Consider the following 26,020-nt stretch of genomic DNA (forward strand, 5'->3'; position numbering starts at 1 on the left):
GCCAGCTCCCCCAAAGGGGGAGCCAAGAGCCGCTCTGTATTCAAGCTTGATGAGACTGAATCGAAAATCGCCAAAGGCTCTCCCTTTGGGAGAGCTGGCGAGCGGAGCGAAACTGAGAGGGCGAGCCAGTTATAACAGGAGCAACTATGAAATCTTCTCGCAATTACCCCGTTTACACCGTCAACAAACACGCCGAAGGGCTTCTGGTGGGCGGCCACCCCTGGGTGTACGAAAACGACATCCTGGGTTTCCCGGAGGCGGAGCCTGAAAACGGCACGCTGGTCGATGTAGTCAGCACAAAGGGTGCCTATCTTGGCACCGGTTTTCTCTCACTGAAAAGCAAGATCCGGGTGCGGCTCATCTCCCGCAACGCCAACGACACCTTCGATGCCGCTTTCTGGAAGCGCCGGGTCGAATACGCCTGGGCCTACCGCAAGACCGTGCTGGAGCCCGCCGACCTGACCGCCTGCCGTGTCATCTTTGGCGAGGCTGACCAGTTCCCGGGCCTGACCGTGGACCGATTCAATAATATCCTTGTCACCCAGACCCTGAGCGTGGGCATGGAAAAGCTCAAGCCCATCCTCTTCCCCCTGCTGGCAGAAGTCCTGCGCGCTGACGGCCAGACCATTGACGGCATCTACGAGCGCAACGACGAGGCTCTGCGGGCCAAGGAGGGTTTGGCACAGAACAAGGGCTGGTTTGACCTGCCCGGCGAGACGCACCCCGACAGCACCAAGACTGAGATCTGCGAGAACGGCGTGTTCTACCACGTTGATTTTGAGAACGGCCAGAAGACCGGCTTTTTCCTCGACCAGAAATACAACCGCCGGGCCGTGGCCCGCATTGCTGCCGGTCACACTGTGCTGGACTGCTTTACCCACACCGGCAGCTTTGCGCTGAACGCCGCCAAGGGCGGGGCTGCCCGGGTCACGGCCGCTGACATCAGCGCCGAGGCCATTGCCATGGCCCAGCGGAACGCCCAGCGCAACAATCTGACCAACATGGATTTTCTCTGCGAGGACACCTTTGAGCTGCTGCCCCGGCTGGAAAAAGAGGGCCATCCCTACGACTTTATCATCCTTGATCCGCCGGCCTTTACCAAGGCCCGCCGCACGGTGGAGAACGCCATGCGCGGCTATAAGGAGATCAACTACCGCGCCATGAAGCTGCTGCCCCGGGGCGGCTATCTGGCCACGGCCAGCTGCTCTCACTTTGCCACCGAGGAGCTGTTCATCAAGATGCTGCACGCCGCCGCAAAGGATGCCCACCGGCAGCTGCGGCAGATTGAGGTGAAGCAGCAGGCCCCGGATCACCCCATCCTGTGGGGCGTGCCCGAGACCAATTACCTGAAGTTCTTCCTGTTCCAGGTGATCTAAAAGTAATACCAAATACGATATCTCCCAAAAAAACGAGAACGTGTTTGTGCAGAATCGTCAGTTTTGTCAATTGCCTTTTGAGCCGTTCCGGGATATAATCAGACCATAGACAGCAACGGCGCTGTGGGTCACCTCCTGACTCGCAGCGCCGTTTTTGTTAAAAAGCTTTTCGCTGTTTCCGGGCCGCAGTTCGGCGGCGGGAGACAGTTTCGGAAGGGACAGACATAAGATCAAGTAAGGAGTAGGATTTATGGCAGCAAATGTTATGGAAATCTACGGCAGCAAGGTCTTTAACGAGCATGTAATGAAGGAGCGCCTGCCGAGCGCTACTTACAAGAGCCTGGAGCGCACCCTGCACAAGGGCGCACCCCTGGATATCGAGGTGGCAAACGTTGTGGCCAGCGTGATGAAGCGCTGGGCCATGGAGCTGGGTGCCACCCACTACACCCACTGGTTCCAGCCGCTGACCGGCATCACCAGTGAGAAGCACGACGGCTTTGTGAGCCCCGTGGGCGACGGCACCGCCATCATGGAGTTCTCCGGCAAGGAGCTGGTGCGCGGCGAGCCCGATGCTTCCTCCTTCCCCTCCGGCGGCCTGCGTGCCACCTGCGAGGCCCGCGGCTACACCGCATGGGACCCCACCAGCTACGCTTTCGTGAAGGATGACGTGCTGTGCATCCCCACCGCTTTCGTCAGCTACACCGGCGAAGCACTGGACAAAAAGACCCCCCTGCTGCGCTCCATGAACGCACTGTCCGGTCAGGCCATCCGCATCCTGAAGCTGTTTGGCAAGGATGTTGATTACGTCTCCACCACCGTCGGCCCCGAGCAGGAGTACTTTCTTGTCAAGAAGGAGGATTACGAGGCACGTCAGGATCTGATCCTCACCGGCCGCACTCTGTTCGGTGCTCCCTCTGCCAAGGGTCAGGAGCTGGAGGAGCATTACTTCGGTGTCATCCGTCCCGAGGTCTCCGCATTTATGAAGGAGCTGGACGAGGAGCTGTGGAAGCTGGGCGTTCCCGCCAAGACCAAGCACAACGAAGTGGCTCCCTGCCAGCATGAGCTGGCCCCCATCTTCGACACCACCAATGTTGCCATTGACCACAACCTGCTGACCATGGAGATGATGAAGAAGATCGCTCCCAAGTACGGTCTGGTCTGCCTGCAGCACGAGAAGCCCTTTGAGGGTGTGAACGGCAGCGGCAAGCACAACAACTGGTCCATGTCCACCACCCACGAGAATCTGCTGGATCCGGGCGACACGCCCATGGAGAACCTGCAGTTCCTGGTATTCCTGGCCGCTGTCATCAAGGCAGTGGACGAGTACGCCGATCTGCTGCGTACCTCTGTAGCCACCCCGGGCAATGATCACCGTTTGGGTGCCAACGAGGCTCCCCCGGCCATCATTTCGATCTTTGTGGGCGAGGAGCTGGAAGCTGTCATCGATGCCATTGCATCTGATTCTCCTTATGCCGGTCCCGTCAAGATGAAGATGGATCTGGGCGTGGATGTCCTGCCCAAGTTCAGCAAGGACACCACCGACCGCAACCGCACCTCTCCCTTCGCCTTCACCGGCAACAAGTTCGAGTTCCGTATGCCCGGTTCTGCTGAGAACCTGAGCGATGCCAACACCATCCTGAACACTGCTGTTGCCAAGGAGCTGAAGGGCTACGCCGACGAGCTGGAGGGCGCTGAGGACTTTACCAGCGCTGCCATTGCTCTGATCAAGCGCACCATCCGTGACCACCGCCGTGTCATCTTCAACGGCAACGGCTACACCGCCGAGTGGGAAGAGGAAGCAGCACGCCGCGGCCTGCCCAACAAGAAGAACACGCCCGCCGCCCTGCCCGCACTGATCGACCCGAAAAACATCCAGCTGATGGAGGATTTCGGTGTCCTGACCAAGATCGAGATGGAGAGCCGTTACGAGGTCGAGATGGAGCACTACTCCAAGATCATCAACATCGAGGCTCTGACCATGCTGGAGATGGCACGCAAGCAGCTGCTGCCTGCCATCAACGCCTACATGAGCGAGGTTGCCAACACCGCTGCATCCAAGCTGGCCGTCAGCGAGGCCATCAGCGTGCGCAGCGAGACCAAGACCCTCACCCGCCTGTCCACCGATGCAGATGCCATGAGCGATGCCATCGATGCCCTGCAGGCTGCCGTGGATACCGCTGAGGCCATGACCGATGAAAGCGCCAAGGCTGTCTCCTTCCACGATGACGTTCTGCCCAAGATGGATGCTCTGCGCGCCGCTGCTGACGATGCCGAGACCATCTGCGGTGAGGACTACTGGCCTCTGCCCAGCTACAGCAAGATGCTCTACTACGTCTGATCTTTCTGACATAGCTTGATCAGCATCGCTGGGTTGTTGGATTTTTAAGCCATTCCCCTTTTCCTATTTCTTACACCAGCCTAAAGACCTGCTTTGCGCATACGAAGCAGGCCTTTAGGCGTTTTTTAAGAACGCAAGCCGATTTTTCCAGCTTTGCACTGTTGTGCCATTTGCCGCGCCCTGCGGCTCGGAGGGAACCACTATGAGCTATAATACCCAACAGGACATCCTTGATTTTGTGGAGGACAACAACGTCAAATTCGTCCGCTTTGCCTTCTGCGATATCTTTGGCACCCAGAAAAACATCGCCGTGCTTGCCAGCGACCTGCCCAAAGCCATGGAGGATGGTGTCTGCTTTGACGGCAGCTCCATTGCCGGTTTTATGAAGGTGGAGGAGAGCGATCTTGTGCTCCGGCCCGATCTTTCCACCGTGACCATCCTGCCCTGGCGGCCCACCGAGGGCCGGGTGATGCAGTTCTTCTGTGACGTAGAAAAGCCGGACGGCGCTGCCTTTGGCGGCAACTGCCGCGGCTTCCTGCGCCAGATGAGCCGCAGCTTCCGCAAGCTGGGGCTGACCTGCAACGTGGGGGCTGAGTGCGAGTTCTACCTGTTTGAGAATGACGACCGTGGCCGCCCCACCCGCATCCCCATCGACTTTGGCGGCTACTTTGATGTAGCCCCGCTGGATGCAGGTGAGAACCTGCGCCGGGATATCTGCCTGACCATGGAGCAGATGGGCATGAGCCCCCAGCACAGCCATCACGAGAGCGGCCACGGCCAGAATGAGATCGACTGCCACTACGCCGGCCCCCTGAAAACAGCCGACCATGTGATGATGTTCAAGCAGATCGTGCGGGCTGTTGCCATGCGCAACGGCATCCACGCCAGCTTCCTGCCCAAGCCCCTGCCGGATCAGGCAGGCAGCGGCCTGCACATCAACCTTTCGCTCTGCATGGACGGCCGCAATCTGTTTGAGGGCGACATTGCCCCGGACAGCATTGCGGGCAGCTTCATGGCAGGTGTTCTGGCCCACAGCCGGGAGCTGACCGTGTTCACCAATCCCCTGCCCAACAGCTACCAGCGCTTTGGCTGTGACGAGGCCCCCCGCTATGTGAGCTGGAGCCGCCAGAACCGCAGCCAGCTGGTGCGCATCCCGCAGGTCAAGGGCAACAACTGCCGCATGGAACTGCGCAGCCCTGACCCTGCCTGCAACCCCTATCTGGCCGTGGGTCTGGTGCTGGCTGCCGGTCTGGATGGCATCGAGCACCGGATGGTGCTGCAGGCCCCCATCAACAAGAACCTGTTCGATCCCGCCGAGGCCGCAGGTCTTGGGCTGGAAAGACTGCCTTCCACGCTGGAGGAGGCCGTGCAGGCCGCGCAGGAGAGCGAATTTCTGCACCGCGTGCTGCCGGAAGAGCTTTCGCATCGGTACTATGAGGAAGAACTGAAGCGCTGTGCCGCCCTGAAAGCTGCCGCCGACCCGGCAGAGTACGAGCGGGTGCACTACTTCAACGCCATCTGAACCGCTTTTGAGGGAAAGTACGAAGGGGCAGTGATTCGGCCCCTTGCCTGGATGTAAGAGAAAGGAGCGATTCAAATGGGACGTGCTCTGATCGTGAGCGCCGGAGCAAGCTCCAACGAGTACATCTCCGCGCGGCTGGCAGAGCTGGGATACACCCGGCCTACGATCATCCCCAGTGGTGCCGAGGCCCGGCGCAGGATGATGGAATCTGATTTTGAGTTGATCGTGGTCAACGCGCCTTTGCCGGACGAGTTCGGTCACGAACTGTGTTCCTCTGCCGTAGAAAAAACAGACGCAGGCGTGGTGCTGCTGGCCAAGGCAGCAGCCGCCGAGCAGCTGCTGACCCCCATGAGTGAGCAGGGGGTACTGCTGCTGAGCAAGCCGTTCTCCAACACGCTGTTCCTGCAGGCCATCCATCTGGCCGCGGCCAGCAACCACCGCCTGCAGCTGCTCCGGCAGGAAAACGCGCGGATGCAGGAAAAGATCGCACAGGTACGGCTGGTCAGCCATGCAAAATGCTGTCTGGTGGCGCGGGAGCAGATGAGCGAGGATGCCGCCCACCGCTACATTGAAAAGCGCGCCATGGACACCCGGCGCAGCCGTGCAGAAATTGCACAGGAAATCCTTGATTCTTACGAGGATTAGGATTATAATCTGGTGTTGTATGTTTTATTTCGGATGCAAGCGCATCCGCACTGGGAAAGAATGATCTCTGAAAGATAAATTAGAGGAGGACTGAACAAATGGCAAAATTCATCTTTGTGACCGGCGGCGTTGTCTCCGGTCTGGGCAAGGGCATCACGGCGGCTTCTCTGGGCCGCCTGCTCAAGTGCCGCGGACTGAAGGTCGCCAGCCAGAAGCTGGACCCTTATGTGAACGTGGACCCGGGTACCATGAGCCCCCTGCAGCACGGTGAGGTGTTCGTAACCGATGACGGCACTGAGACCGACCTTGATCTGGGTCACTATGAGCGCTTCATCGACGAAAATCTGAACAAGTATTCCAACCTGACCACCGGCAAGGTGTACTGGAACGTGCTGAACAAGGAGCGCCAGGGCGCTTATCTGGGTCAGACCGTCCAAATCATCCCCCACATCACCAACGAGATCAAGAATTACATCTACAACATGGCATCCTCTACCGATGCCGATGTGGTCATTACCGAGATCGGCGGCACCACCGGCGATATTGAGAGCCAGCCCTTCCTGGAGGCCATCCGTCAGGTGGGCCTGGAGCAGGGCCGCGACAACTGCTGCTACATCCATGTTGTGCTGGTGCCCTATATTTCCGGCTCCGACGAGTACAAGTCCAAGCCGGCCCAGCATTCCGTCAAGGAGCTGCAGGGCATGGGCGTGAACCCCGATATCATCATCCTGCGTGCTGACGGCAGCGTGGGCGGCGATATCCGCCGCAAGATCAGCACCTTCTGCAATGTCAAGCCTGAGTGCGTCATTGAGAACCTGACCATGCCCAGCCTGTACCAGTGCCCGCTGATGCTCCACACCAATGGTCTGGATGATGTGGTGGTGGAAAAGCTCAAGCTGGACGTGCCCCCCGCCGACCTGACCGAGTGGAAGGGTGTGGTCTCCCGCATTGCCACCCGCAGCAAGACCTGCACCATTGCGCTGGTGGGCAAGTATGTCAAACTGCACGACGCTTATCTTTCCGTGATGGAGAGCCTGTACCACGCCGGTTTTGAGAACGACAGCCAGGTAGACATCAAGTGGGTGGAGAGCGAAGACCTGATCGATCAGGATGCCTGCAAAGAAGTGTTTGCTGACGTGGACGGCATCATTGTGCCCGGCGGCTTTGGTGACCGCGGCATCGAGGGCATGATCCAGGCTGCACAGTATGCCCGTGAGAACCAGATCCCCTACTTTGGCATCTGCCTGGGAATGCAGATCATGGTGATGGAGTTTGCACGCGGCGTGCTGGGCTATGCCGATGCCAATTCCAGCGAGTTCACCCCCGATGGTGCCCACAATGTCATTGCCCTGATGGCCGACCAGCAGGGCAACATCCCCAAGGGCGGCACCATGCGTCTGGGCAAGTACCCCTGCACCGTCAAGCCCGGCACCAAGATGGCCGAGTGCTACGGCGAGGCTGAGATCTGGGAGCGTCACCGCCACCGCTACGAGTTCAACAACGAGTTCCGTCAGGAAATGGAGGATGCCGGGCTGGTCATTTCCGGCACCAGCCCTGACGGCCGTCTGGTGGAGACCGTGGAGCTGCCCGGCCGTGACTTCCATCTGGGCGCACAGTTCCACCCCGAGTTCAAGAGCCGTCCCAACCGCGCTCATCCCCTGTTCAAGGGCTTTATCGCCGCCGCACTCAAATTCCGCATCCATGCACAGCGCGGCATGATGCACGTCTGACTTTCTCAGGCGTTTCGTTCCAGTTTTCCTCGCAGGAAAGGCCTATAAGATCGCAACAAAAAAGCAGCTGCACTCCGTGTTTTTACGGAATGCAGCTGCTTTTGCTTGTATTACTTACTTTTTAGCGGCAGCGGCCTTTTTGCGAGCGGCGCGGCTGGTCTTTTTGGCGGTGGGCTTCTTTGCGGGAGCCTTGGCAGCGGGAGCGGCGGCCTTGACAGGCTCCGCCTTCACCTCTTCGGCCTTAACAGGCTCAGCGGGCTTTTCCTCAGCCTTTGCAGGCTCCTCCACGGGCTTTTCCTCCACAACGGGCTCTTCCTTAACCTCCGGCTTTGCCTCCTCTGCAGGAGCGCTCTCGACCACAGGTGCAGCCTCTACAACGGGCTCCTCTGCCTTCTTGGCAGGGGCACGCTTTGCACGGTCCTTCACCTCGGAAATGGTCCACAGCTGGTCATCGCCTGCGGCCTCCTGCCAGATCTGCAGGATGGCACCATCGTTGGCACCCATGCCCACGGTATCGATGCACTTGCCGCTGGCCCAGGAAGAGCGCAGACGGACGGTTCCGGCGGGGGTGGGCTCCACGGCCCACATCTGAGAGGTGCCGCCCACATCCTCCCACAGGTGCAGCCAGGTGCCATTGGCGGTGCCGGTCATCATCAGATCGATCAGCTTGCCGGATGCGCGGTTGCGGATGCGGTACACGCCGTCACCCTCGCGCACAAAGGCCCACTCCTGCTCGGGCTTGTGCTCGTACTTGCCCAGGCGGATATCGCCGCCGTTGGTGGCCTTCTCCACGGCCTGAATGACACTGCCGCCCTTGGCAGCAATGGTATAGAAGCGATCTGCCTCGATCACAGTCTGCGCTACAGTTTTCATGTAAATCCCTCCAAGTTTGTTTCTTTTGAGCCAATCATTTTCGTTTTACAGGTAAATTATACCACCTGCTGTTATTTTTTACAAGGATTTCGCCATTTCTTTAGCACTATTCACAAAAGGACCCCGCTTTTCAGCCCGTTTTGCACCGTTTGCGAAAACTTTTCGCCCCGTTTCGCCCCATAAAGCAGCAGCACCCCGCCATTTCTGGTGAGGTGCTGCTGTCGTTTTGGAAAATATCTAAAGGGTTCTGGCAGAGCTCCCTTACTGCTTTGCCTGACTGGGATGGGGCTGCACAGGCATTTTGGTGAACAGCGCTTTCAGGGCCAGCGGAGTGGCCACACTGGACACGACGATGAGCAGAATGACGGCGGTGAAGTAGACGGAATCCACCACGCCGATGTCCAAGCCCTTCTGGGCCACGATCAGGGCCACCTCGCCGCGGGTCATCATGCCAACACCCACCTTGAGGGAATCACCCCAGTTGAACCTGCAGACCTTGGCCGCCAGCCCGCAGCCGATGATCTTGGTGATCAGGGCCACCACCACGAAGCACACGCTGAACAGCAGGATCTCCGGGGTCAGGCCGCTGATATCTGTCTTCAGGCCGATGCTGGCGAAGAAGATGGGAGCAAACAGCACATAGTTGCTGATGTCCACCCGGCGCTCCACATAGGGGGCATCCTCCAGAGTGCACAGGACGATGCCCGCGATGTAGGCACCGGTGATGTCTGCAATGCCGAAGTAGGCCTCGGCAATGTAGGCCATGGCAAAGCAGAACGCCATACTGACGATGGTGATGCGCTGGGTGTGGGGGTTGCGCTTGTCCAGCCACTTCATGGCGAAATGGGCAATGATGCCCACGCCGATGGCGGTGGCGAAGAACAGCACGGTGTTCATCAGCACCTTACCCAGCCCTGTACCGGTGCCGGAGCTTGCTCCCAGCACGCAGGTCAGCACCACGATGCCGATGACATCATCAATAACGGCGGCACTGACGATGGTGGTGCCAAGGAAGCTCTTCAGGTGGCCCAGCTCCTGCAAGGTAGCCACGGTGATGGACACGCTGGTGGCGGTCATAATGGTACCGATGAAGAGGGCGCGGTAGAACTCCTGGCTGCCCAACGCCGAGAAGCCGTAGAATAGACTATAAAGGAGCGTGCCCCCTGCCAGCGGCACCGCCACGCCCACACAGGCGATCAGGGTGGCGATGGGGCCTGCCTTGATCAGCTCTTTCAGGTTGGTGCCAAGGCCCGTGGAGAACATCAGCAGCACCACGCCGATCTCTGCGAAGATCGAGATGGTATCGCTGATATGCACAAGGTTCAGCAGACAGGGCCCAATGATCAGGCCCGCGATGATCTCGCCCACCACCTGCGGCGCTTTGAACTTGCGGGACACCAGCCCGAAGAACTTGGCACTGAGGATGATGATAGCAAGGTTCCGAAAAACAGAATACATAAATTTACCTTCCTCCGTTTTATTTCATTGAATAGGGCTGTCGGCCGCGCCCGACCCCCTATTTTTTTATTATATCGCCGCTCAGAACCAAAATCAAAATACTTTTCAATCTTTCTCGTTAAAAAAACAGACAAAGTTCACCAAAGCTTCAGCACAAATTTTTGTGCGGATTTTTGGCCCACAGGGCTTGACAAAGCAGCAGGGACTTGCTATAATAAATTGCTGTCTGAACAGACACGCCGCACACGGCAGGCGATGCCGCATGTCGTGTGTACCCTTGGCCTCATAACCTTGAGGCCCTTAAGTCCAAAAGGAGGTGCTACAAAATGGCAAAGTACGAAACCATGCTGATTACCAGCGCCGCTCTCGACGAGGAGGCTACCGCCGCTCTGGTTGGTAAGTTCAAGACCCTGATCGAGAACAACGGTACGATCGATTCCATCGACGAGTGGGGCAAGCGCCGTCTGGCCTACCCCATCAACGACGAGGAGGAAGGCGTTTACACTGTGATCAACTTCACCAGCGAGCCCAGCTTCCCCGCTGAGCTGGACCGTGTGTACAAGATCACTGAAGGTGTTATGCGCAGCCTGATCGTTGCCCACGAGGAGTAATCTTTTCGTGACAGAAAGGGAGACCGTAAAATGTTGAATGTTGTTGCTATCATGGGCCGTCTTGTGGCGGATCCTGAACTCCGCACCACGCCCCAGGGCACCAATGTGTGCAGCTTCCGCATTGCCTGCGACCGCAATTTTGTGCGTCAGGGTGAGCAGCGTCAGGCTGACTTCATTGATATCGTTGCCTGGCGTTCTCAGGCCGAGTTTGTTTCTAAGTATTTCCAGAAAGGCAGTCTGATCGCCATCGAAGGCTCTCTTCAGACCCGCCAGTATCAGGATAAGAACGGCAACAATCGCACGGCTGTGGAAGTCGTAGCCAACAACATCAGCTTTGCAGGCCCCAAGAGCAGCAATCAGGGCGGTGGAGCAAATTATCAGAATTCTGCTCCCGCCTACCAGAACGCAGCCCCTGCCCGTCCGGCTGCTGTGGAGGCAGCTCCCAGTTATTCCGCCGGCAGTGCAGATGATTTTGCTGTCATTGATGACAGTGATGACCTGCCGTTCTGATTCCGTAACGGTCTGACCGTTCAATTCTTATAGGAGGTAATAAGCAATGGCTTTTGAAAGAACCGAAGGCTCTCGCCCCGCACGCCCCATGCGTCGCGGCCGCAAGAAGGTTTGCAGCTTCTGTGTCGATCGCATCGACACCATCGATTACAAGGACGTGCCTCGTCTGCGTAAGTACGTCTCTGAGCGTGCTAAGATCATTCCCCGCCGTGTGACCGGCACCTGCGCTTATCATCAGCGCGCACTGACCACCGCCATCAAGCGTGCTCGTCACGTTGCTCTGATGCCCTACGTCAGCGACTAATCAGAACTTTATCAACCCATTCAAAATAATCAGCAATCAGCAAAGCGCTTTCACCGATGACAAGGTGAAAGCGCTTTTTTGTTGTATCTTTCGTTTGTGCAGTGCTCCCGGCACTCAGTAGTCTGCCTGTTTCTTTTTACTGCATTCTGGGAACATCTTATGGAACCGTTCCCGCAATTTCCGGGCAGATCACCCTCGTCCATAAAATTGCATCACCCGGTCAAAAAGTTACAAACCGGTACGGTTTTCCCGGCATTTCCTGAAATGTTACCGGGAATTTCCGAAATCAGCCGGTGTTTTGATGTGTTGGCAAATCAAACTGCACAACGTCAAACCGATTCTTTGTACACATTTCACGAAATCGCTCCAATACGATTGATTTTTTACACAAATTGTGCCATACTATAGCCACTGGAAACGTTCCCGACACCGTTCCCGATAATCCAACCGAAAGCGAGGGCACGCGATATGACGATCAAGGACATTGCCCGCATCAGCGGCTGTTCTGTCAGCACCATTTCGCGCGTCATCAATGACCGGCCGGATGTCCGGCCCGAGACCAAGGAGCATGTGCTCAAGGTCATGCGGGAGGCAGGCTTCACCCCCAACACCAACGCGCGGCAGCTGAAGATCCAGCAATCCCGCAGTCTGGTGTTCGTGGTCAAGGGGACCCGGAACATCTTCTTCTCCGACTTCCTCGTTCAGTTGCAGCGGGCCGCTACCCTGTATGGGTACAACGGCATCGTCTCCTACCTGGACGAGAACGCCAACGAGATCGATGCTGCCGAGAAGATCCTGCGGGAGATCAAGCCCAAGGGCATGATCTTTCTGGGCGGCAGTGTCACGAACTTCCAGAACGGCTTTGCAAACATCTCCGTTCCCTCCGTGCTGGCCACACTGGTCTCCAATGAGTTGGACTTCCCCAACCTCTCGATGGTGGGTGTGGATGACCGGGCCGCAGCAAAAGCGGCAGTCTCCCATCTCATCGCACAGGGGCACCGCAAGATTGCGGTGCTGGGCGGCCCGGCCACCAGCTTTCCCAGCCGGATGCGCCGTTTGGGTGCGCAGGATGCCATGGAGGACGCAGGGCTTGTCCTTGACGATAAACTCTATGGCCTGTGCAACTACGATTTCGAGTCCGCCTACCACGCCATGAACAGTCTGCTGGCCCGCCGGGCCGAGTTCACTGCCCTGTTTGCCATGAGCGATGTGATCGCCTTTGGTGCCATCCGGGCGCTGGTGAGCGCAGGTATGCGGGTGCCGGAGGATGTCTCAGTGATCGGTTTTGATGGCATCACGATGTCCCGCTACTGCGTGCCGGTGATGACCACCATCGTCCAGCCCAGTGAACAGATCGCACTGCAGAGCATCGAGCTGTTGGTGCGGCAGATCGAACACGGAGCCCCGGCCCAGACCGTCACGCTCCAGCCGGAATTGCAGCAGGGCGAAAGCGTTTGCCCCTGCCGCCGGAACGATTCAGTCTAACTTCCGTCCTCATGCTGTGGACGGTGGCAGATATTAACCAAAAGAAGAAGGAGTACTACTATGAAAAAGATGATCTCTCGTCGTAATTTCCTGAAAGTGGCCGGTGCATCCGCCGCTGCTCTGGGTCTGGCTGCCTGTGGCGGTTCTTCCAGCTCCACCGCTTCCTCCACTGCCAGCTCTGCTGCCGGTTCTTCGACCGCTGCAAAGGCTGACGGCAAGGTCTACTACCTGAACTTCAAGCCGGAGCAGGATCAGGATTGGCAGGATCTGGCCGCTGAGTACACCAAGGAGACCGGCGTGCCTGTGACCGTTGTCACCGCCGCTTCCGGCCAGTATGAGACCACTCTGATGAGCGAGATGGAAAAGAGCGAGGCTCCCACCCTGTTCCAGGTCAACGGCCCTGTGGGTCTGGCCAACTGGAAGGATTACTGCTACGACCTGTCCGGCAGCAAGCTGTACGGCGAGCTGACCAGCGACTCCTTCGCCCTGAAGGACGGCGACGCTGTCACCAGCATTGCATACGTCATTGAGACCTACGGCATCATCTACAACAAGGAGCTGCTGAGCGCCGCTGGTTACACCCAGGACGATATCAAGGGCTTTGACGATCTGAAGAAGGTCGCTGACGATATCCAGGCACGCAAGGCCGAGCTGGGCGTGGACGGTGCTTTCACCTCCGCTGGCATGGACGGTTCTTCTGACTGGCGCTTCAAGACCCATCTGGCAAACCTGCCCATCTACTACGAGTACAAGGCAGACGGCATCGGCTCCACCGACGCCATCAAGGGCACCTATCTGGACAACTACAAGCAGATTTGGGATCTGTACATCACCGATTCCACCTGCGATCCTACCCTGCTGGCTTCCAAGACCGGCAACGACGCTGTGGCCGAGTTCGTGGGCAAGAAGGCTGTCTTCTATCAGAACGGCACCTGGGCTTACAATGACGTGAAGGATCTGGGCGACGACAACCTGGGTATGCTGCCCATCTACATCGGCGTGGATGGCGAGGAGAATCAGGGTCTGTGCACCGGTTCCGAGAACTTCTGGTGCGTGAACAACGCTTCTTCTGATGCCGACATTCAGGCTACTCTGGACTTCCTGTACTGGTGTGTCACCTCCGAGACCGGCACCAGCGCAATGGCTGACAAGATGGGCTTCGTCATCCCCTTCAAGAAGGCTAAGGACTCCACCAACCCCCTGATCACCATTGCAAACGACTACGTTGCAGCTGGCAAGACCAGTGTTGACTGGTGCTTCTCCACCATGCCTTCCGAGGAGTGGAAGAACGGCGTTGGTTCCGCTCTGACCGCTTACGCAGCAGGCACCGGCGACTGGAACGGCGTTGTGACCGCTTTCGTCGATGGCTGGGCTAAGGAGTACAAGCTGGCAAACGGCTAAGCATTCTCGGTTTTCTCTTTCCCCTTTTATTTGTGTAAACCGTAATGGGAGGCGGGCGAGCTGTTCGCCCGCCTCCTTTTGTTTTGGAGGTATATCATGCAAAAGGCCATCAGCAAATATTGGCCGGTGTTCGTGCTTCCTACGCTGATCGCGTTCATCATCGGCTTTATCTGGCCCTTTATCTGGGGCATCTTCCTTTCCTTCCAGCGCTTCACCACGGTGAGCAAGACCACCTTTGTGGGCATCCAGAACTATATTTCCGTGTTCCAGGATTCCACCTTCCTGCATGCGTTCGGCTTTACGGCAGCGTTTACCGTGATCTCCACTGTGCTTATCAATGTCTGTGCCTTTGCCATTGCAATCGTGCTGACCCGCGGCATCAAGGGTACCAACATTTTCCGTACCGTCTACTTTATGCCCAACCTGATCGGCGGCATCCTGCTGGGCTACATCTGGCAGATCCTGCTCAACGGCGTGCTGGCAAACCTGCAGAAGCCCCTGCTGGCGCTGGATGCCAAGGCCGGTTTTGTCGGTCTGGTCATTCTGATGTGCTGGCAGCAGATCGGTTATATGATGATCATCTACGTGGCCGGTCTGCAGAGCGTGCCCGGCGACCTGATCGAAGCTGCTAAGATCGACGGTGCATCTGACCGCGAGATCCTGTTCAAGATCAAGCTGCCCATGGTCATGCCCAGCATCACCATCTGCACCTTCCTGACCCTGACCAACAGCTTCAAGCTGTTCGACCAGAACGTTGCTCTGACCGCAGGCGAACCTGCCAACGCCAGTGAAATGCTGGCCTTGAACATCTACAACACCTTCTATGGCCGCTCCGGTGCTCAGTGGAAAGGCATCGGCCAGGCAAAGGCTGTGGTATTCTTCCTGATCGTTGTGGTCATCTCTCTGGCGCAGCTCCACTTCACCCGTTCTAAGGAGGTCCAGCAGTAATGATTAAACAGAAAAAGTTGTGGGATAACACTCTCACCGTCATCATGGCCCTGCTTTGCCTGCTGTGGATCTACCCCATCGTCCTGATCCTGCTGAACAGCCTGAAAAAAGAGGGCACCTTTACCACCTCTACCGTGTTCCAGCTGCCCACCAGTGAGACCTTTGCTGGCCTTTCCAACTACGTCTACGGCGTGATCAAAATGGGCTTCCTTTCCAGTTTGGGCTACAGCCTCGTCATCACCGTTTCCAGCGTGGCCCTCATCCTGCTGTGCTGCTCCATGACAGGCTGGTACCTGACCCGCGTGAACAACAAGCTCAGCAAGTTTATGAACCTGCTCATCGTGTTCTCGATGGTCGTCCCCTTCCAGATGGTCATGTTCACTCTGTCCAAGACCGCAGATACCCTCAAGCTGAACACCCCTTGGAACATCTGCATCATCTACCTGGGCTTTGGCGCCGGTCTGGCCGTGTTCATGTTCACCGGCTTTATGAAGAGCGTTCCCATGGAGATTGAGGAAGCGGCCATGATCGACGGCTGCAACCCCATCCAGATCTTCTTCAAGGTCGTGTTCCCCATCCTGAAGCCTACCATGATCTCCACCGCCATTCTGGAAACCATGTGGGTCTGGAACGACTACCTGCTGCCTACTCTGGTGCTGGATATCAAGAAGTACCGCACCATCCCCATGGCGATCCAGTACTTCCGCGGCGGCTATGGCCGTGTGGAGCTGGCTCCCATGATGGCCTGCATCATCATCGCCATTATCCCCATCATCATCCTGTACATGACCTGCCAGAAATACATCATTGAGGGTGTTGTTGCAGGCGCTGTCAAGGGCTAAGGAGGAGTTCACCATGCGAGCATGCGGCATTCTGATGCCCGTTTTTAGTCTGCCGGGGCCCTTTGGCATCGGCACGCTGGGGGAAGAAGCCTTTGCGTTCGTGGATTTTCTGGCCCGTGCAAAGCAGACCTATTGGCAGATCCTGCCCATTGGCCCCACCGGCTACGGTGACAGCCCCTACCAGAGCTTTTCCGCCTTTGCCGGAAATCCCTACTTTATCGATTTCCGTGTCCTGCACGAGCAGGGCTATCTGACCGCCGATGAGATTCCCGCTGAGGTTCCGGTTGGACCGGTGGACTACGGCGTGCTCTACCAGCAGCGCCCGGTGGTGCTGCAAAAAGCCGCTGACCGCCTGCTGGCAGCAGCCAGCGTGGAGTACAAAGACTTCTGCACGGCACAGAGCTTCTGGCTGGACGATTACGCCCTGTTCATGGCCATCAAGGCCGAACAGGGACAGGCAGGCCTGTGTGACTGGCCGGATGACCTGCGCACCCGCCAGCCTGCTGCCGTAGCCGCTGCCAGGGAGCGTCTGGCCGGGCAGGTGGATTATTTCAAGGCGGTGCAGTTCTTCTTCTACACCCAGTGGAACGCCCTGAAAGCCTATGCCAACGGCAAGGGAATCCAGCTGGTGGGAGATATCCCCATCTACGTCAGCCCGGATTCCAGCGATCTGTGGACACGGCCGGAGCTCTTCCAGACCGACGGCCAGACCCACCTGACGCAGGTGGCAGGCTGCCCCCCGGATGCCTTTGCGGCAGACGGTCAGCTCTGGGGCAATCCGCTCTACGACTGGCCCCGCCACAAGGCCGAGGATTTCGCCTGGTGGAAGCGCCGGATGCGGCACGCTACTTCCATTTATGATGTCGTGCGCATCGACCACTTCCGTGGTTTTGAGAGCTACTACGCCATCCCTGCCGGAAACAAGACAGCGGCGGGTGGCCACTGGGAAAAGGGGCCGGATCGCGCCTTCATCAATGCCATCCACGAGACCCTGGGTCAGGGCGGCATCATTGCAGAGGATCTGGGATACCTGACCCCTGAGGTCAAGACCATGCTGGCTGCCAGCGGCTATCCGGGCATGAAAATCATGCAGTTTGCCTTTGACAGCCGGGAACCGGGCAACTATCTTCCCTACACCTACCCTCACAACAGCGTGGTCTACACCGGCACCCATGACAATGTGACCACCGAAGGCTGGCGGCAGTCTGCCAGTCCCGAGGATGTCCACTATGCCTGCCGTTACCTGCGCTGCCTGCCCGAGGATCTGACAGAGGCTATGATCTGCGCCTGCCTTGCCAGTGTTTCGGATATGGCCATCATCCCCATGGCCGACTGGCTGCATCTGGGCGCGGAGGCCCGCATCAACACCCCCAGCACCCAGGGAGCCAACTGGCAGTGGCGGCTGGATACCCCGCTTACCAGTCTGCTGGCCGAGCACATTGCCGATCTGACAGCACTGTATGACCGGGTCCCGGCTGCGGCAGACTGCTAAAACGTTTCCTTCTTCTTTTCTCCCCATACAAAGACGGCAGGCCCTGGCCCCTCCTTTCCGGAGGAACTGGTGCCCGCCGTCTCTTTTTGCATTATTTTCAATTTTCACACAACATTTTTTCGCCGCATCCCGCACAGGACGTTCCACATATTTCCGCGCAGAGCCGTTTCTTTTTTACAAAACAGCCACAGTATCTTCACAATTCTTTCGCATTTTGGGTTTCATCGCTCTCTTGTTGTTTTTGGGCAATTATGCTATAATCCAATTAGCTTCACGTCCGCCTTTGCGCGGATTTTACGAACGAAAGGAGTTTTCCACCATGGAATTTACCTATCAGAGCACGATGCAGCTGCCCGCATCCTATGCGGTTCTCTCCGAAGATGAAATGGTCTACACCGTTGGCGGCGCTTTTGAGCTGAATATCAACGCGCAGGATGTCCTGAATTTCACCGTCAATGTCGGTGTCAACCTGGTCCGTATGCTGGGTCAGGCTGCCATCAGCAACACCATTGCCGGTATCATTGACATGCGAAACGATGGTCTGACCACGATGGGTGCCATTGAGCATTATTGGGGCCGCCAGACTCCCGTGGGCAAGACCATGACTGTGGTTGCTGCCGGTTTTGCAGGCGTTTATGTCTACTACTGGGCTAGGTCTGCCATTGAGAGCTTCCTGTCCATCTACAACGATATGCGGAACATCTACAACGAGAGCGAAGCCAAAAATCAGGCACAGGCCGCAGGTACAGCAGCTCTGGCCGCCTGAGTAAATCTTTGAAAGGAACCTTTTATGGAAAACTTGCGTATGCCTGCATCTTATGCAACGCTTCCGGAAGAAGAGCTGCCGGAGATCTTTGGCGGCGGAGAACTGGGAGATGCATTGGACAGCTTTACGGATAACCTCCACCTGGACGATTTCTTCTTTCAGGGGGGTATCCTCTCCATCTCCATCTCGTTTGTACCTCTGCTCCTGTTCAATGTTGTTGCTTCCGGCTACCGGTTTGTAGAGAACATTTACAAGAACCTGTCCAACTGGTTCGGTTATCACGATGATACCTTCTCTGCCGTTTCTAATTTCACGGATGAAATGCGCCAGAAACAGCAGCAGCGCGGTATCTGAGCCGTTTTCCCAGAGACAAATTGTCAAGGACTTTTTAATCAAATTCACAGAAAACTCACAAAAGGTGCCAGAAGCACTGTATGGCTCCTGACACCTCATTTAACAGATTACATTTTTCCGTTCAGCAGGTCTTTGCAGAGATACGCATAGTCTGGCAGCTGGTTGATATATGGCTCCCAGAGCCGCTTGATTTCGGCTAACTCCAGCGGGTCGGCTGCTTCCAGTGCATGATCGTTGCCAGTCATATATAAAACATCCGTAGCAACATCATCCAAACACTTGCCGCAGAGATCGGCGGCAGATTCTATCCTGATACCGGTATCCACATAGACTGGATTTACGCCAATCGTCAGCCAGACATAGCCCACCTTGTCCGACCAGAGCAATTCAAAATCAGGGCTTTGCCGCAGATGTTCCGCAAAGACTTCCTTTACTCGCTCAATTTCATGTTTCTCTTTTTCTGTGTAAAGCATTTTCATGTCCTCCTTGACAAAAATTTTGGTGCGTACCATCATCAGTTTAGCACAAGGCGGCTTAGTTTATCAGTCTGTCACATCTGCTGAATTTCATTTTTGAGCATACGCTTGATTTTATCGCTCATGGTTTCTGTGCTGGTATTGCTGAAATGGACATGAACCTTGTAGGTCGTCTTGCCGATTTTCTTTACCATCGCTGGCGTGTTTTCCGGCGCTCTGGCCGCAGCAGCGGCGTCTGCCATCTGCATAGTACGGGGTTCTTTGTTCATAGCGCTCCTTTCTCCGAACGGGTCTGTGCCGCCCGGTAAAAAATCAATCGTGCTTACTGTTTACAATGTCTTTTGCTGCCTGTCGGGTGACACCGGCATTTTCTTCCCGGAAATTCTTCCCGTCAAAGAGGATCGGCGCACACCGTTCCAAAATACGGTCATAGATACGGGCGTGGGCCAGATCAGGCGGATTTTTCAGCTCGGACAGTTTCAAGTTTGTTGTGATAATCATGGGTCTTCGGCTGCGATAGCGGCTGTCGATGACGAAAAACATCTGCTCCATAGCATATTCGGTACTGCGCTCTACACCCAGATCGTCAATGATAAGCAGGTCATATTCGTCAAAGCTGGCAATAAACTCTGACCTGTCCTCAGAGAACATCCCTGTCAGGCGGTTCAGAATGGTGGGGAAGTTCGTCATCAGCACCGGCACATCCTGGTCAAGTAGAGCGTTGGCAATACATCCGGCGAAAAAAGACTTGCCGGTTCCCACATCTCCAAACAGTAAAAGCCCGATATTGCTCTTATATGCCTCTTTCCAGTTCTCCACATAGGCATGAGCCTTGTCCATCAATGGGTTTTGCCTGTTATCATTGGAAAATGTGTAGTCGTACAGATAACGGTCTTGCAGGCCCTGTGCCTTTCGGCGTTTGATACGCTCCATGCGGCGCTGCCGTTCTTCAGCAGCCTTGCGCTGCTCCTCAGCCTCCCGCTGGCACTGGCAGATGCAGTGCGGCATAAAGTAGCCGGATTTCCCGAAGCATGGCACAACGGTCTGCCTCTGGCCGCCGCATTTCTTACAGTGAATGAGCCCGTCTGACGGGTCTATATACTCGTCCTCAGCCAATTCCACACCGGCAGCTGCCTTGTCGATGAATGCCCGGATTTCTGCGGTAATCTCAATCATACAGTTTCATCCTCCTTTACGCTGTAATCCCGGTTGCGTGAGGGTGTGACCGTTTTTTTAGCGTCCTCACCGGCCCAACGCCGGATGGTCGCTGCATGGCTCTGATAACGCTTGCCAGTAGAAGCCATGTACTCGGACAGCTTTTCGATGTACTGTTCCCATACAGCAGGAAAGCTGACCTGCAAGTCTGCCAGTTCTTCATCCGTCAGGAAAACATTCTGGTAACGGCCATAGGTGTGGGAAGGGTGCCCCGTTTCAGGGCGTACCTTCTCTATCTCTCTCTTTATCTCTATCTCTTTCTCTAACTCTATCTCTATCTCTGGTGGACGAATGTCGGACAAATGTCCGCCACTTGTCCGGAGCGCAGAAAGAGCCTTATTTTGAAGCCTTGCAGCCCGCTTTCGCTCGGCCTCGGTAGAGGACTGGCCTATTAAAAGTTCGATGTTGCTCATGTAGAATGTGCCGCTGTCCAGCACTTCCACAAGACCCAGCTTCAAAAAGATCTGCAAGGCTCTCTCCACAGTGCCGATCTGCTGGCGGGTAATGGTAGCGATCATCTGCGCTGTGTAAGGGATGTCCTCGTCAAGCTGGAGCCGCCCGCCATGTTTCAGCGATTTCAGGTACAGCTTGAGCAGAATGTTGGAATACAGCACACCGTCCTGCATACTTTCCAGCAGCACGATGGAATCATCATCAAAATAGTTTTCTTTGAGTTTCAGGTAATAATATTTTCGATTGTCTGACATAGGGTTCCTCCTTAGGGGTTCTTTTGGGATTCTGTACGCATTTTAAGGCTATTTTAGGGGTCAGAGGATAAATCTATCAGACTGCCTTTGACACCCTCAAAAAAAGCCTTGATTTACAAGGGTTTTTCAGCCCCTAAAGCGTGACATTTCTCCCGTTGTTTCCGCTTGCGCTTTGCGGCGTTAATCCGCTTCATGCGTGCGGCACATTCCGGGCAGTATTTAGCCCGGTTAGAACCGGGGGTAAACAGCGCCCCGCATACGGCGCATTTCTTAGCATTCAGCCGGTGGAACAGCGCCGTTTCCAGTTCCTTATCCTGCGGCAATACCGCCGCCCGAAACCACCTGCACAACAGGGAGTAGGAAATGGACTGGACACAGATACATTCCTCCCCATCGTCCAGGGCGATACAGTTTCCGGCAATGTAGTTGCAGCACTCATGCACCAGTTTCCGCGCTCTGCGGTACTGGCGGTAATCCATGACAGGGATAGGTTCAGTCTTGTTGTTCTTCATAAATGATTTCTTTCATAAAGCAGGTAACCTCCTTGAATGAATTTATTGTTAAATATTCGTGCAAAGTATTGTTTTCTTCGTGCAAATGGCATATACTATAATTGCCAGCAGAAAGGGGTTGATCGTATGGCTGGAAATACCACAAACATCAGTATCCGCATGGACGCAGATTTGAAAGCGCAGGCGGACGCACTGTTTACGGAACTTGGCATGAACCTGACTACGGCGTTTAACATCTTTGTGCGCCAGTCGCTTCGTGAAGGCGGCATTCCCTTTGAAGTAAGGCTGGAACAGCCGAACAAAGAAACGGTTGCTGCCATGCTGGAAGCGGAAAGGATTGCAAAAGACCCGTCTGTAAAGGGCTACAATGACCTTGACGAGTTATTTGCTGACCTGAAAAGATGAAAGAAACCAAATATACCGTCAAGTACACGACCAGTTTCAAAAAGGACTACAAACGAGCCATCAAGCGTGGCTTGAAGATTGAGCTGCTGGAGCAGGTCGTAGCATTGCTGGCAATGGGCGAACCGCTGCCGGATAAGAACCGTGACCATGACCTGTCCGGCGATTGGGCAGGTCATCGGGAATGTCATATTCTCCCGGACTGGCTGCTTGTCTATCGCATAGAGGATGATGTTCTGGTGCTGACGCTGGCCCGCACCGGCACACACAGCGACTTGTTCGGCAAATAAACAGTCTGCCGCCGTATGGGGAAACCTGTACGACGGTTTTTCTGTATGCAAAAGTATGTCGTGAAACGCGACGCACTTGACAGGGGTACGCCAAAACGCGGTAGCCTTTACCGCTCCGGCCCACGGTCGTGAGACTTGTCCCTTTCCTGTCGGGACAGCTGCTCGGCGGTTTTGCGGAGCCGTTCCACTGCTTTCAACTCCTCCCGCATGGATTTCATGGCAAGCGTGTCCGTCTGCTTTCCGGCGGCCAGCTGGTCGATTTCCCGCTGCCATGCCTTCGGGGTGATCCCCTCGCCGCTGTCTTTCAGTTCTTTCAGATACCGGGCTGCTGCATCATACAGGATCAGTTCCCGGCTGTGGCGCTGCTCAAACTGTTCCCGTTTTTCCGGTTTTACTTTGGCAAGCTGCTTGTGGATGGACTTGTACTGGTTGTACTGTTCCCACATCTCCCCGCGTTCGGTAAGAATGGCGATCCGGCGCTCAGCCTTGACGATCTTTCCCCGCAGGTCATAGTAACAGCTGTTCATATCAGCGATTTTTTCATGAAGCTGCTGCATAGACTGGATGCCGTTTACCTGCAAAAAGCTGAATAGTGCAGCGCTTTCCTGCAAAGCCCGGATTTTGCCGGTGCGGGTGCGGGGAGCGTTCAACTGCTGTTGGGCTTCCCACAAGGCGGTCAAGCTGCTTTGCTGCGTTTGTGGTTTTTCCGCTTCCGCTTTCGACCAGCGATAAAGACGGGTAATGCGAGCTTTGATTTCTTTCAGCAGCTTGTTGTCGGCGACGATCTGTCGGTTTACTTCCCCCTTGTCGGTGCGGATACCGCGCTTTTCCATTTGGCTGGCAGCTGGCCCCAGATGGACAGAGGGAATTTTATCAATGCCCTGCCGCTTGTAGCTGCGGTGGTCAATACGCTCCGGTCTACCGGCAGATTCCAGTGCCCGGTTGGTGTAGGCTGCCCACGCTGCCCGCCAAATCTCCACATTTCCTTTATCGTTCCAGTCGGTCGTATCCTCCCGATGATTTTTCCAGCCGCCTTTCCCATCCGGGATACGCTGTCCATTCTCGTCCAGATCGTATGCCTTGCGGCACTTTGCGCCCCACTGTCCATTTTCTTTCAACGGCCGGAGCGTCAGCATGATATGGACATGAGGGTTGCCGGTTCCCTTGTCATGGATAGCAAAGTCGGCGCACATTCCTTTGTCTACAAAGTTGTCCTTCACATAGGCACGCACAAGGGCAAGCTGTTGTTCGCCGGACAGTTCACGGGGTAAAGCTGCCTCAATCTCGCGGGCAAGCTGGCTGTCTCTTGCTTTCTCGATTTGCTCCACGCTGTTCCAGAGGATAGAACGGTCTGCAAATTCCGGCGGGGCGTGGGCAGGCAGCATGATCTCCGCATGGACAATGCCGCCTTTCCGGGTGTAGTCGTGGATCATTCCGTCCCATTCATTTGTCAGCTTGGTTCCACTGCGGTAAGCAGCTGCGGCAACGGCTGAACGGCCTGCGCTGCGCTTGATGATACTGACGGGGATATGACAGAAATCTATGGGGAACACCTCCTTTCAGTGAGGGGATAACAGGCTCTGTGGAGCCGGACAAACGCAAAGCGGGTGTTTGGCTGCGCAGAGCACACAAGGGGTTTGGGGAGCGTAGCTTCCCATCGCGGACGAAGTACGCAACGCCCCCGGCAGGGCGCACAGCACCGGCAACGGTGTATAAGTGCGCCCTTGTAAACAAGGGACTTATGGCATATCCCCGGATTTTGGCAGGTTTGCAGTCAATTCCGCAGCCCCCGGAAGATAGGACAGGGCAATCAGAAATGCTTTGACCTCTGCGCCGGAAAGGCTGGAAGCCAGCGGGAAAATCCCCTCCAAAATGGCTCCGCGCTCAATCAGGCGGCGGGTGCGAACCCTGCGTTCTTCGTTTCGTTGCTTGTTCTCCAAAATCTTCTTGCGGTTTTCAAGCTGCCGGATCTCCTTCAGGACTTCCTGCCGTTCTTCTTTTGGGGGTTGGGCTGTAATTTTTTCGTTCATGTCATGCACCTCTTTTCTTTGGAAACGCTTATAGATTGACCGTCCATTTCTGACGCGCAAAGTACCGGCGCAGCCTCCGCAGTGCAGCGTGGATGGATTTTCCCGCCTGTGATGGTGTGATACCCTCCATTGCGGCAATATCTTTCACTTTCATACCCAGCATATAGCGGGCGTGGACACGGCGAGCCTGCATAGGCGGCAGGGAAGAAATGGCTTCATACAATCGCCGTATCAGTTCTTCGTATTCGGCTAATTCTTCTTTTTCTATCAGATGATCCTCCGGCGATGGCTGCGCCCAGCCGATTGCAGCATTTTCGATTCCATCGTTACAATCGAGGGAGTAAAACGCCTTATACCGGAACATCTTGCGTTCTCTGGCGGCCTCGGCTCTCTTATCCAGAAGAAACGCTTCGACGATCTCATCGGACACCTCCACAAAAATGTCCTCTTTGCAAAATGGATAATATTGTTTGAGATTGATGGTCTGCATAGGCACGCCCTCACTCTGTTTGAAAAAGGTCATCATAGCAGCGGCGCATATTCCGCAGACCCCGACGGATGGAAACGCTGACCTTGCTGCTGTGGACGCCCTCTCTCCGGGAGATTTCCGGCTGCTTGATACCGGCAATGTAGTAGGCGTGAACACGGCGGGCCTGTGTCGGAGTGGCATGAGCCAGAGCCACCGGCAGAGCTGCTATCAGGTGCAGGCGGGTGGTCATTTCTTCTCGTTCCAGCAAAATATCTTCCGGCGATCTGCTGTGTTCCAGTGCGTAATTTTCCAGCCAGCTGTATGCCTCCAGAGAGTAGTAGGCGCGGTGGTAGACTTTCCGACGCTCATAGTTCTCCATCTCCCGCTGGGCCTGATACATCGCTGCCCATACCTCGTCCGTAACATCCACAAACTCGTCATGCCGGTAGTGGGGATACATCCACCGCAGATTGATTGTTTTCATAGGCTTACCTCCTGAAAATCGGAGAGGCGGGCAGCTCGTCCGCTGTCCGCCCCTCGCTGAGATAAGGGAAATGATCCCTTTCACTTGGTAGCCAGAAAACAGGTCATTCGTTAAGCCTGCTCTCAAAGAAATTTATAAATTTTTTTCTGACCGCCTCCACACTTTGATACACAGCCACTTTGGAGCAGCCGCACAGCACACCGATCTCTGCAAGGCTCAGCCCGTCAAGCGCATAGAGCAGGAACCGGCGGCGCTGGGCCTCGGTACAGGTGTCCAGAACTGCCATCAGCTCATGTAGCGTTTCCATGCGGCAAAGGTATTCTTCCGGCGTTTCGCCGTAGGCTCCTACACCCTCGGTGGTAATGATGTACTCGTCAAACTCCCGGCCATCCCAATGCCGCCGCTGTTCATGGAACAGGTTCTCCGTTTTGTGATCTGCCCGATCAAGAAATTCATAGACTTCCAGCGTGACCTCCACGGCCACAGCTTGTCCGTTATAATTGATGGTAACTTCCATCTGTCCTTCCTCCATTCAGACTTTTTTGGGAAAATCTGAATGGGGTGGTGGGGCGCGGCACCGGGGATAAAGTTCGGGCCATGCTGACCCGATGTTCCGGCTCCATAGGGACAAAAAAGCGCCCGGACGGCATAAAGCCATACGAGCGTCATGGAATATATTTTGCTGTTTAATTACATGGTATAGTGCATACTTCTGACCGCATTGCTCCGCTGCTGGGAACAGGCTTTTTTTAGCTGGTGCAGGTCATGGGTACTGTGAAA

The 26,020-nt window shown here is 55.8% G+C and carries 29 protein-coding genes; 17 read left to right on the plus strand and 12 right to left on the minus strand.

All coding sequences use genetic code 11. The features are described 5' to 3' along the window. Window positions 1–146: 146 nt before the first annotated feature. From GXM22_RS08225 to GXM22_RS08245, 5 genes are all read left to right on the plus strand, one after another. On the plus strand, window positions 147–1,376 hold the full coding sequence (locus tag GXM22_RS08225) for a class I SAM-dependent rRNA methyltransferase (protein ID WP_005934487.1): 1,230 nt from the start codon (window positions 147–149) through the stop codon (window positions 1,374–1,376). Window positions 1,377–1,626: 250 nt separating this feature from the next. Beyond that, on the plus strand, window positions 1,627–3,714 hold the full coding sequence (locus GXM22_RS08230) for a glutamine synthetase III family protein (RefSeq protein ID WP_097771886.1): 2,088 nt from the start codon (window positions 1,627–1,629) through the stop codon (window positions 3,712–3,714). 202 nt (window positions 3,715–3,916) lie between these two features. Further along, complete coding sequence (locus GXM22_RS08235; protein WP_005934492.1) at window positions 3,917–5,236, plus strand: glutamine synthetase family protein; 1,320 nt, start codon at window positions 3,917–3,919, stop codon at window positions 5,234–5,236. 75 nt (window positions 5,237–5,311) lie between these two features. Beyond that, a complete protein-coding gene (locus tag GXM22_RS08240) occupies window positions 5,312–5,881 on the plus strand; it encodes an ANTAR domain-containing response regulator (RefSeq protein ID WP_099357171.1) in 570 nt (189 codons plus the stop codon). A gap of 98 nt (window positions 5,882–5,979) precedes the next feature. Next, window positions 5,980–7,611: a CTP synthase gene (locus tag GXM22_RS08245; RefSeq protein ID WP_097771883.1), complete on the plus strand. Its 1,632-nt coding sequence runs from the start codon at window positions 5,980–5,982 to the stop codon at window positions 7,609–7,611. A gap of 114 nt (window positions 7,612–7,725) precedes the next feature. Here GXM22_RS08245 and GXM22_RS08250 read toward each other — a convergent pair whose 3' ends face one another. After that, window positions 7,726–8,484, minus strand: coding sequence for an RICIN domain-containing protein (locus tag GXM22_RS08250; protein ID WP_005933505.1), 759 nt, complete (start codon window positions 8,482–8,484; stop codon window positions 7,726–7,728). A gap of 261 nt (window positions 8,485–8,745) precedes the next feature. Further along, window positions 8,746–9,942: a cation:proton antiporter gene (locus GXM22_RS08255; RefSeq protein WP_005933507.1), complete on the minus strand. Its 1,197-nt coding sequence runs from the start codon at window positions 9,940–9,942 to the stop codon at window positions 8,746–8,748. A gap of 326 nt (window positions 9,943–10,268) precedes the next feature. On the opposite strand from GXM22_RS08255, the gene rpsF reads away from it, so the two are divergent. The 10 genes from rpsF to GXM22_RS08305 all read left to right on the plus strand — a co-directional run bounded on the left by rpsF (window position 10,269) and on the right by GXM22_RS08305 (window position 18,655). After that, window positions 10,269–10,553: a 30S ribosomal protein S6 gene (gene rpsF, locus GXM22_RS08260; protein WP_005933510.1), complete on the plus strand. Its 285-nt coding sequence runs from the start codon at window positions 10,269–10,271 to the stop codon at window positions 10,551–10,553. 30 nt (window positions 10,554–10,583) lie between these two features. After that, window positions 10,584–11,063, plus strand: coding sequence for a single-stranded DNA-binding protein (locus tag GXM22_RS08265; RefSeq protein WP_005933513.1), 480 nt, complete (start codon window positions 10,584–10,586; stop codon window positions 11,061–11,063). A 46-nt stretch (window positions 11,064–11,109) separates the two neighbouring features. After that, a complete protein-coding gene (gene rpsR / locus GXM22_RS08270; protein WP_050762800.1) occupies window positions 11,110–11,367 on the plus strand; it encodes a 30S ribosomal protein S18 in 258 nt (85 codons plus the stop codon). Between the two features lie 468 nt (window positions 11,368–11,835). Beyond that, on the plus strand, window positions 11,836–12,852 hold the full coding sequence (locus GXM22_RS08275) for a LacI family DNA-binding transcriptional regulator (protein WP_005933519.1): 1,017 nt from the start codon (window positions 11,836–11,838) through the stop codon (window positions 12,850–12,852). Between the two features lie 60 nt (window positions 12,853–12,912). Beyond that, window positions 12,913–14,253 (plus strand): ABC transporter substrate-binding protein, encoded by a 1,341-nt coding sequence (locus tag GXM22_RS08280; protein WP_005933521.1) that lies wholly within the window; start codon window positions 12,913–12,915, stop codon window positions 14,251–14,253. Window positions 14,254–14,349: 96 nt separating this feature from the next. Then, on the plus strand, window positions 14,350–15,201 hold the full coding sequence (locus GXM22_RS08285; protein WP_005933523.1) for a carbohydrate ABC transporter permease: 852 nt from the start codon (window positions 14,350–14,352) through the stop codon (window positions 15,199–15,201). Next, entirely contained in the window at window positions 15,201–16,043 is an 843-nt protein-coding gene (locus GXM22_RS08290) for a carbohydrate ABC transporter permease (RefSeq protein WP_005933526.1), read from the plus strand. The genes GXM22_RS08285 and GXM22_RS08290 overlap by 1 nt, the downstream gene beginning before the upstream one ends. A 13-nt stretch (window positions 16,044–16,056) precedes the next feature. Continuing rightward, window positions 16,057–17,535, plus strand: coding sequence for a 4-alpha-glucanotransferase (gene malQ, locus GXM22_RS08295; protein WP_035394323.1), 1,479 nt, complete (start codon window positions 16,057–16,059; stop codon window positions 17,533–17,535). Window positions 17,536–17,854: 319 nt separating this feature from the next. Further along, on the plus strand, window positions 17,855–18,301 hold the full coding sequence (locus GXM22_RS08300) for a hypothetical protein (RefSeq protein ID WP_005933531.1): 447 nt from the start codon (window positions 17,855–17,857) through the stop codon (window positions 18,299–18,301). A 39-nt stretch (window positions 18,302–18,340) separates the two neighbouring features. Further along, window positions 18,341–18,655, plus strand: a complete 315-nt coding sequence (locus GXM22_RS08305) for a hypothetical protein (protein ID WP_050762801.1) — start codon at window positions 18,341–18,343, stop codon at window positions 18,653–18,655. A 107-nt stretch (window positions 18,656–18,762) separates the two neighbouring features. Here GXM22_RS08305 and GXM22_RS08310 read toward each other — a convergent pair whose 3' ends face one another. From GXM22_RS08310 to GXM22_RS08330, 5 genes are all read right to left on the minus strand, one after another. Then, a complete protein-coding gene (locus tag GXM22_RS08310; protein ID WP_014080225.1) occupies window positions 18,763–19,128 on the minus strand; it encodes a hypothetical protein in 366 nt (121 codons plus the stop codon). A gap of 77 nt (window positions 19,129–19,205) precedes the next feature. Next, window positions 19,206–19,379 carry a transposon-encoded TnpW family protein gene (locus GXM22_RS08315; RefSeq protein ID WP_015521917.1) on the minus strand — a complete coding sequence of 58 codons (174 nt, stop codon included), beginning with the start codon at window positions 19,377–19,379 and terminating at the stop codon, window positions 19,206–19,208. Between the two features lie 64 nt (window positions 19,380–19,443). Then, window positions 19,444–20,307: an ATP-binding protein gene (locus GXM22_RS08320; RefSeq protein WP_005933545.1), complete on the minus strand. Its 864-nt coding sequence runs from the start codon at window positions 20,305–20,307 to the stop codon at window positions 19,444–19,446. Further along, a complete protein-coding gene (locus GXM22_RS08325) occupies window positions 20,304–21,053 on the minus strand; it encodes a phage replisome organizer N-terminal domain-containing protein (RefSeq protein WP_005933547.1) in 750 nt (249 codons plus the stop codon). Before GXM22_RS08325 ends, GXM22_RS08320 begins: the two co-directional genes overlap by 4 nt. Window positions 21,054–21,166: 113 nt before the next feature. Further along, a complete protein-coding gene (locus tag GXM22_RS08330; protein WP_005933550.1) occupies window positions 21,167–21,565 on the minus strand; it encodes a cysteine-rich VLP domain-containing protein in 399 nt (132 codons plus the stop codon). Window positions 21,566–21,691: 126 nt separating this feature from the next. Here GXM22_RS08330 and GXM22_RS08335 point away from each other — a divergent pair, with 126 nt between their 5' ends. Both GXM22_RS08335 and GXM22_RS08340 read left to right on the plus strand, forming a co-directional pair. Continuing rightward, a complete protein-coding gene (locus GXM22_RS08335; RefSeq protein ID WP_005924829.1) occupies window positions 21,692–21,970 on the plus strand; it encodes a type II toxin-antitoxin system RelB/DinJ family antitoxin in 279 nt (92 codons plus the stop codon). Further along, window positions 21,967–22,257, plus strand: coding sequence for a type II toxin-antitoxin system YafQ family toxin (locus GXM22_RS08340; protein ID WP_002596328.1), 291 nt, complete (start codon window positions 21,967–21,969; stop codon window positions 22,255–22,257). The genes GXM22_RS08335 and GXM22_RS08340 overlap by 4 nt, the downstream gene beginning before the upstream one ends. Window positions 22,258–22,364: 107 nt before the next feature. Here GXM22_RS08340 and mobQ read toward each other — a convergent pair whose 3' ends face one another. The 5 genes from mobQ to GXM22_RS08365 all read right to left on the minus strand — a co-directional run bounded on the left by mobQ (window position 22,365) and on the right by GXM22_RS08365 (window position 25,757). Further along, on the minus strand, window positions 22,365–23,810 hold the full coding sequence (gene mobQ / locus GXM22_RS08345; RefSeq protein WP_007037415.1) for a MobQ family relaxase: 1,446 nt from the start codon (window positions 23,808–23,810) through the stop codon (window positions 22,365–22,367). 186 nt (window positions 23,811–23,996) lie between these two features. Continuing rightward, the gene (locus GXM22_RS08350) at window positions 23,997–24,287 is read right to left on the minus strand and encodes a DUF3847 domain-containing protein (RefSeq protein ID WP_005933556.1); all 291 of its coding nucleotides are present in this window, start codon (window positions 24,285–24,287) and stop codon (window positions 23,997–23,999) included. 28 nt (window positions 24,288–24,315) lie between these two features. Beyond that, entirely contained in the window at window positions 24,316–24,777 is a 462-nt protein-coding gene (locus tag GXM22_RS08355; protein ID WP_035394327.1) for an RNA polymerase sigma factor, read from the minus strand. A gap of 10 nt (window positions 24,778–24,787) precedes the next feature. Next, window positions 24,788–25,240, minus strand: coding sequence for a hypothetical protein (locus tag GXM22_RS08360; RefSeq protein ID WP_005933558.1), 453 nt, complete (start codon window positions 25,238–25,240; stop codon window positions 24,788–24,790). 103 nt (window positions 25,241–25,343) lie between these two features. Then, window positions 25,344–25,757: an RNA polymerase sigma factor gene (locus GXM22_RS08365; protein ID WP_035394329.1), complete on the minus strand. Its 414-nt coding sequence runs from the start codon at window positions 25,755–25,757 to the stop codon at window positions 25,344–25,346. Window positions 25,758–26,020: the final 263 nt, after the last annotated feature.

The sequence above is a fragment of the Faecalibacterium duncaniae genome (assembly GCF_010509575.1).
Lineage (GTDB): Bacteria > Bacillota > Clostridia > Oscillospirales > Ruminococcaceae > Faecalibacterium > Faecalibacterium duncaniae.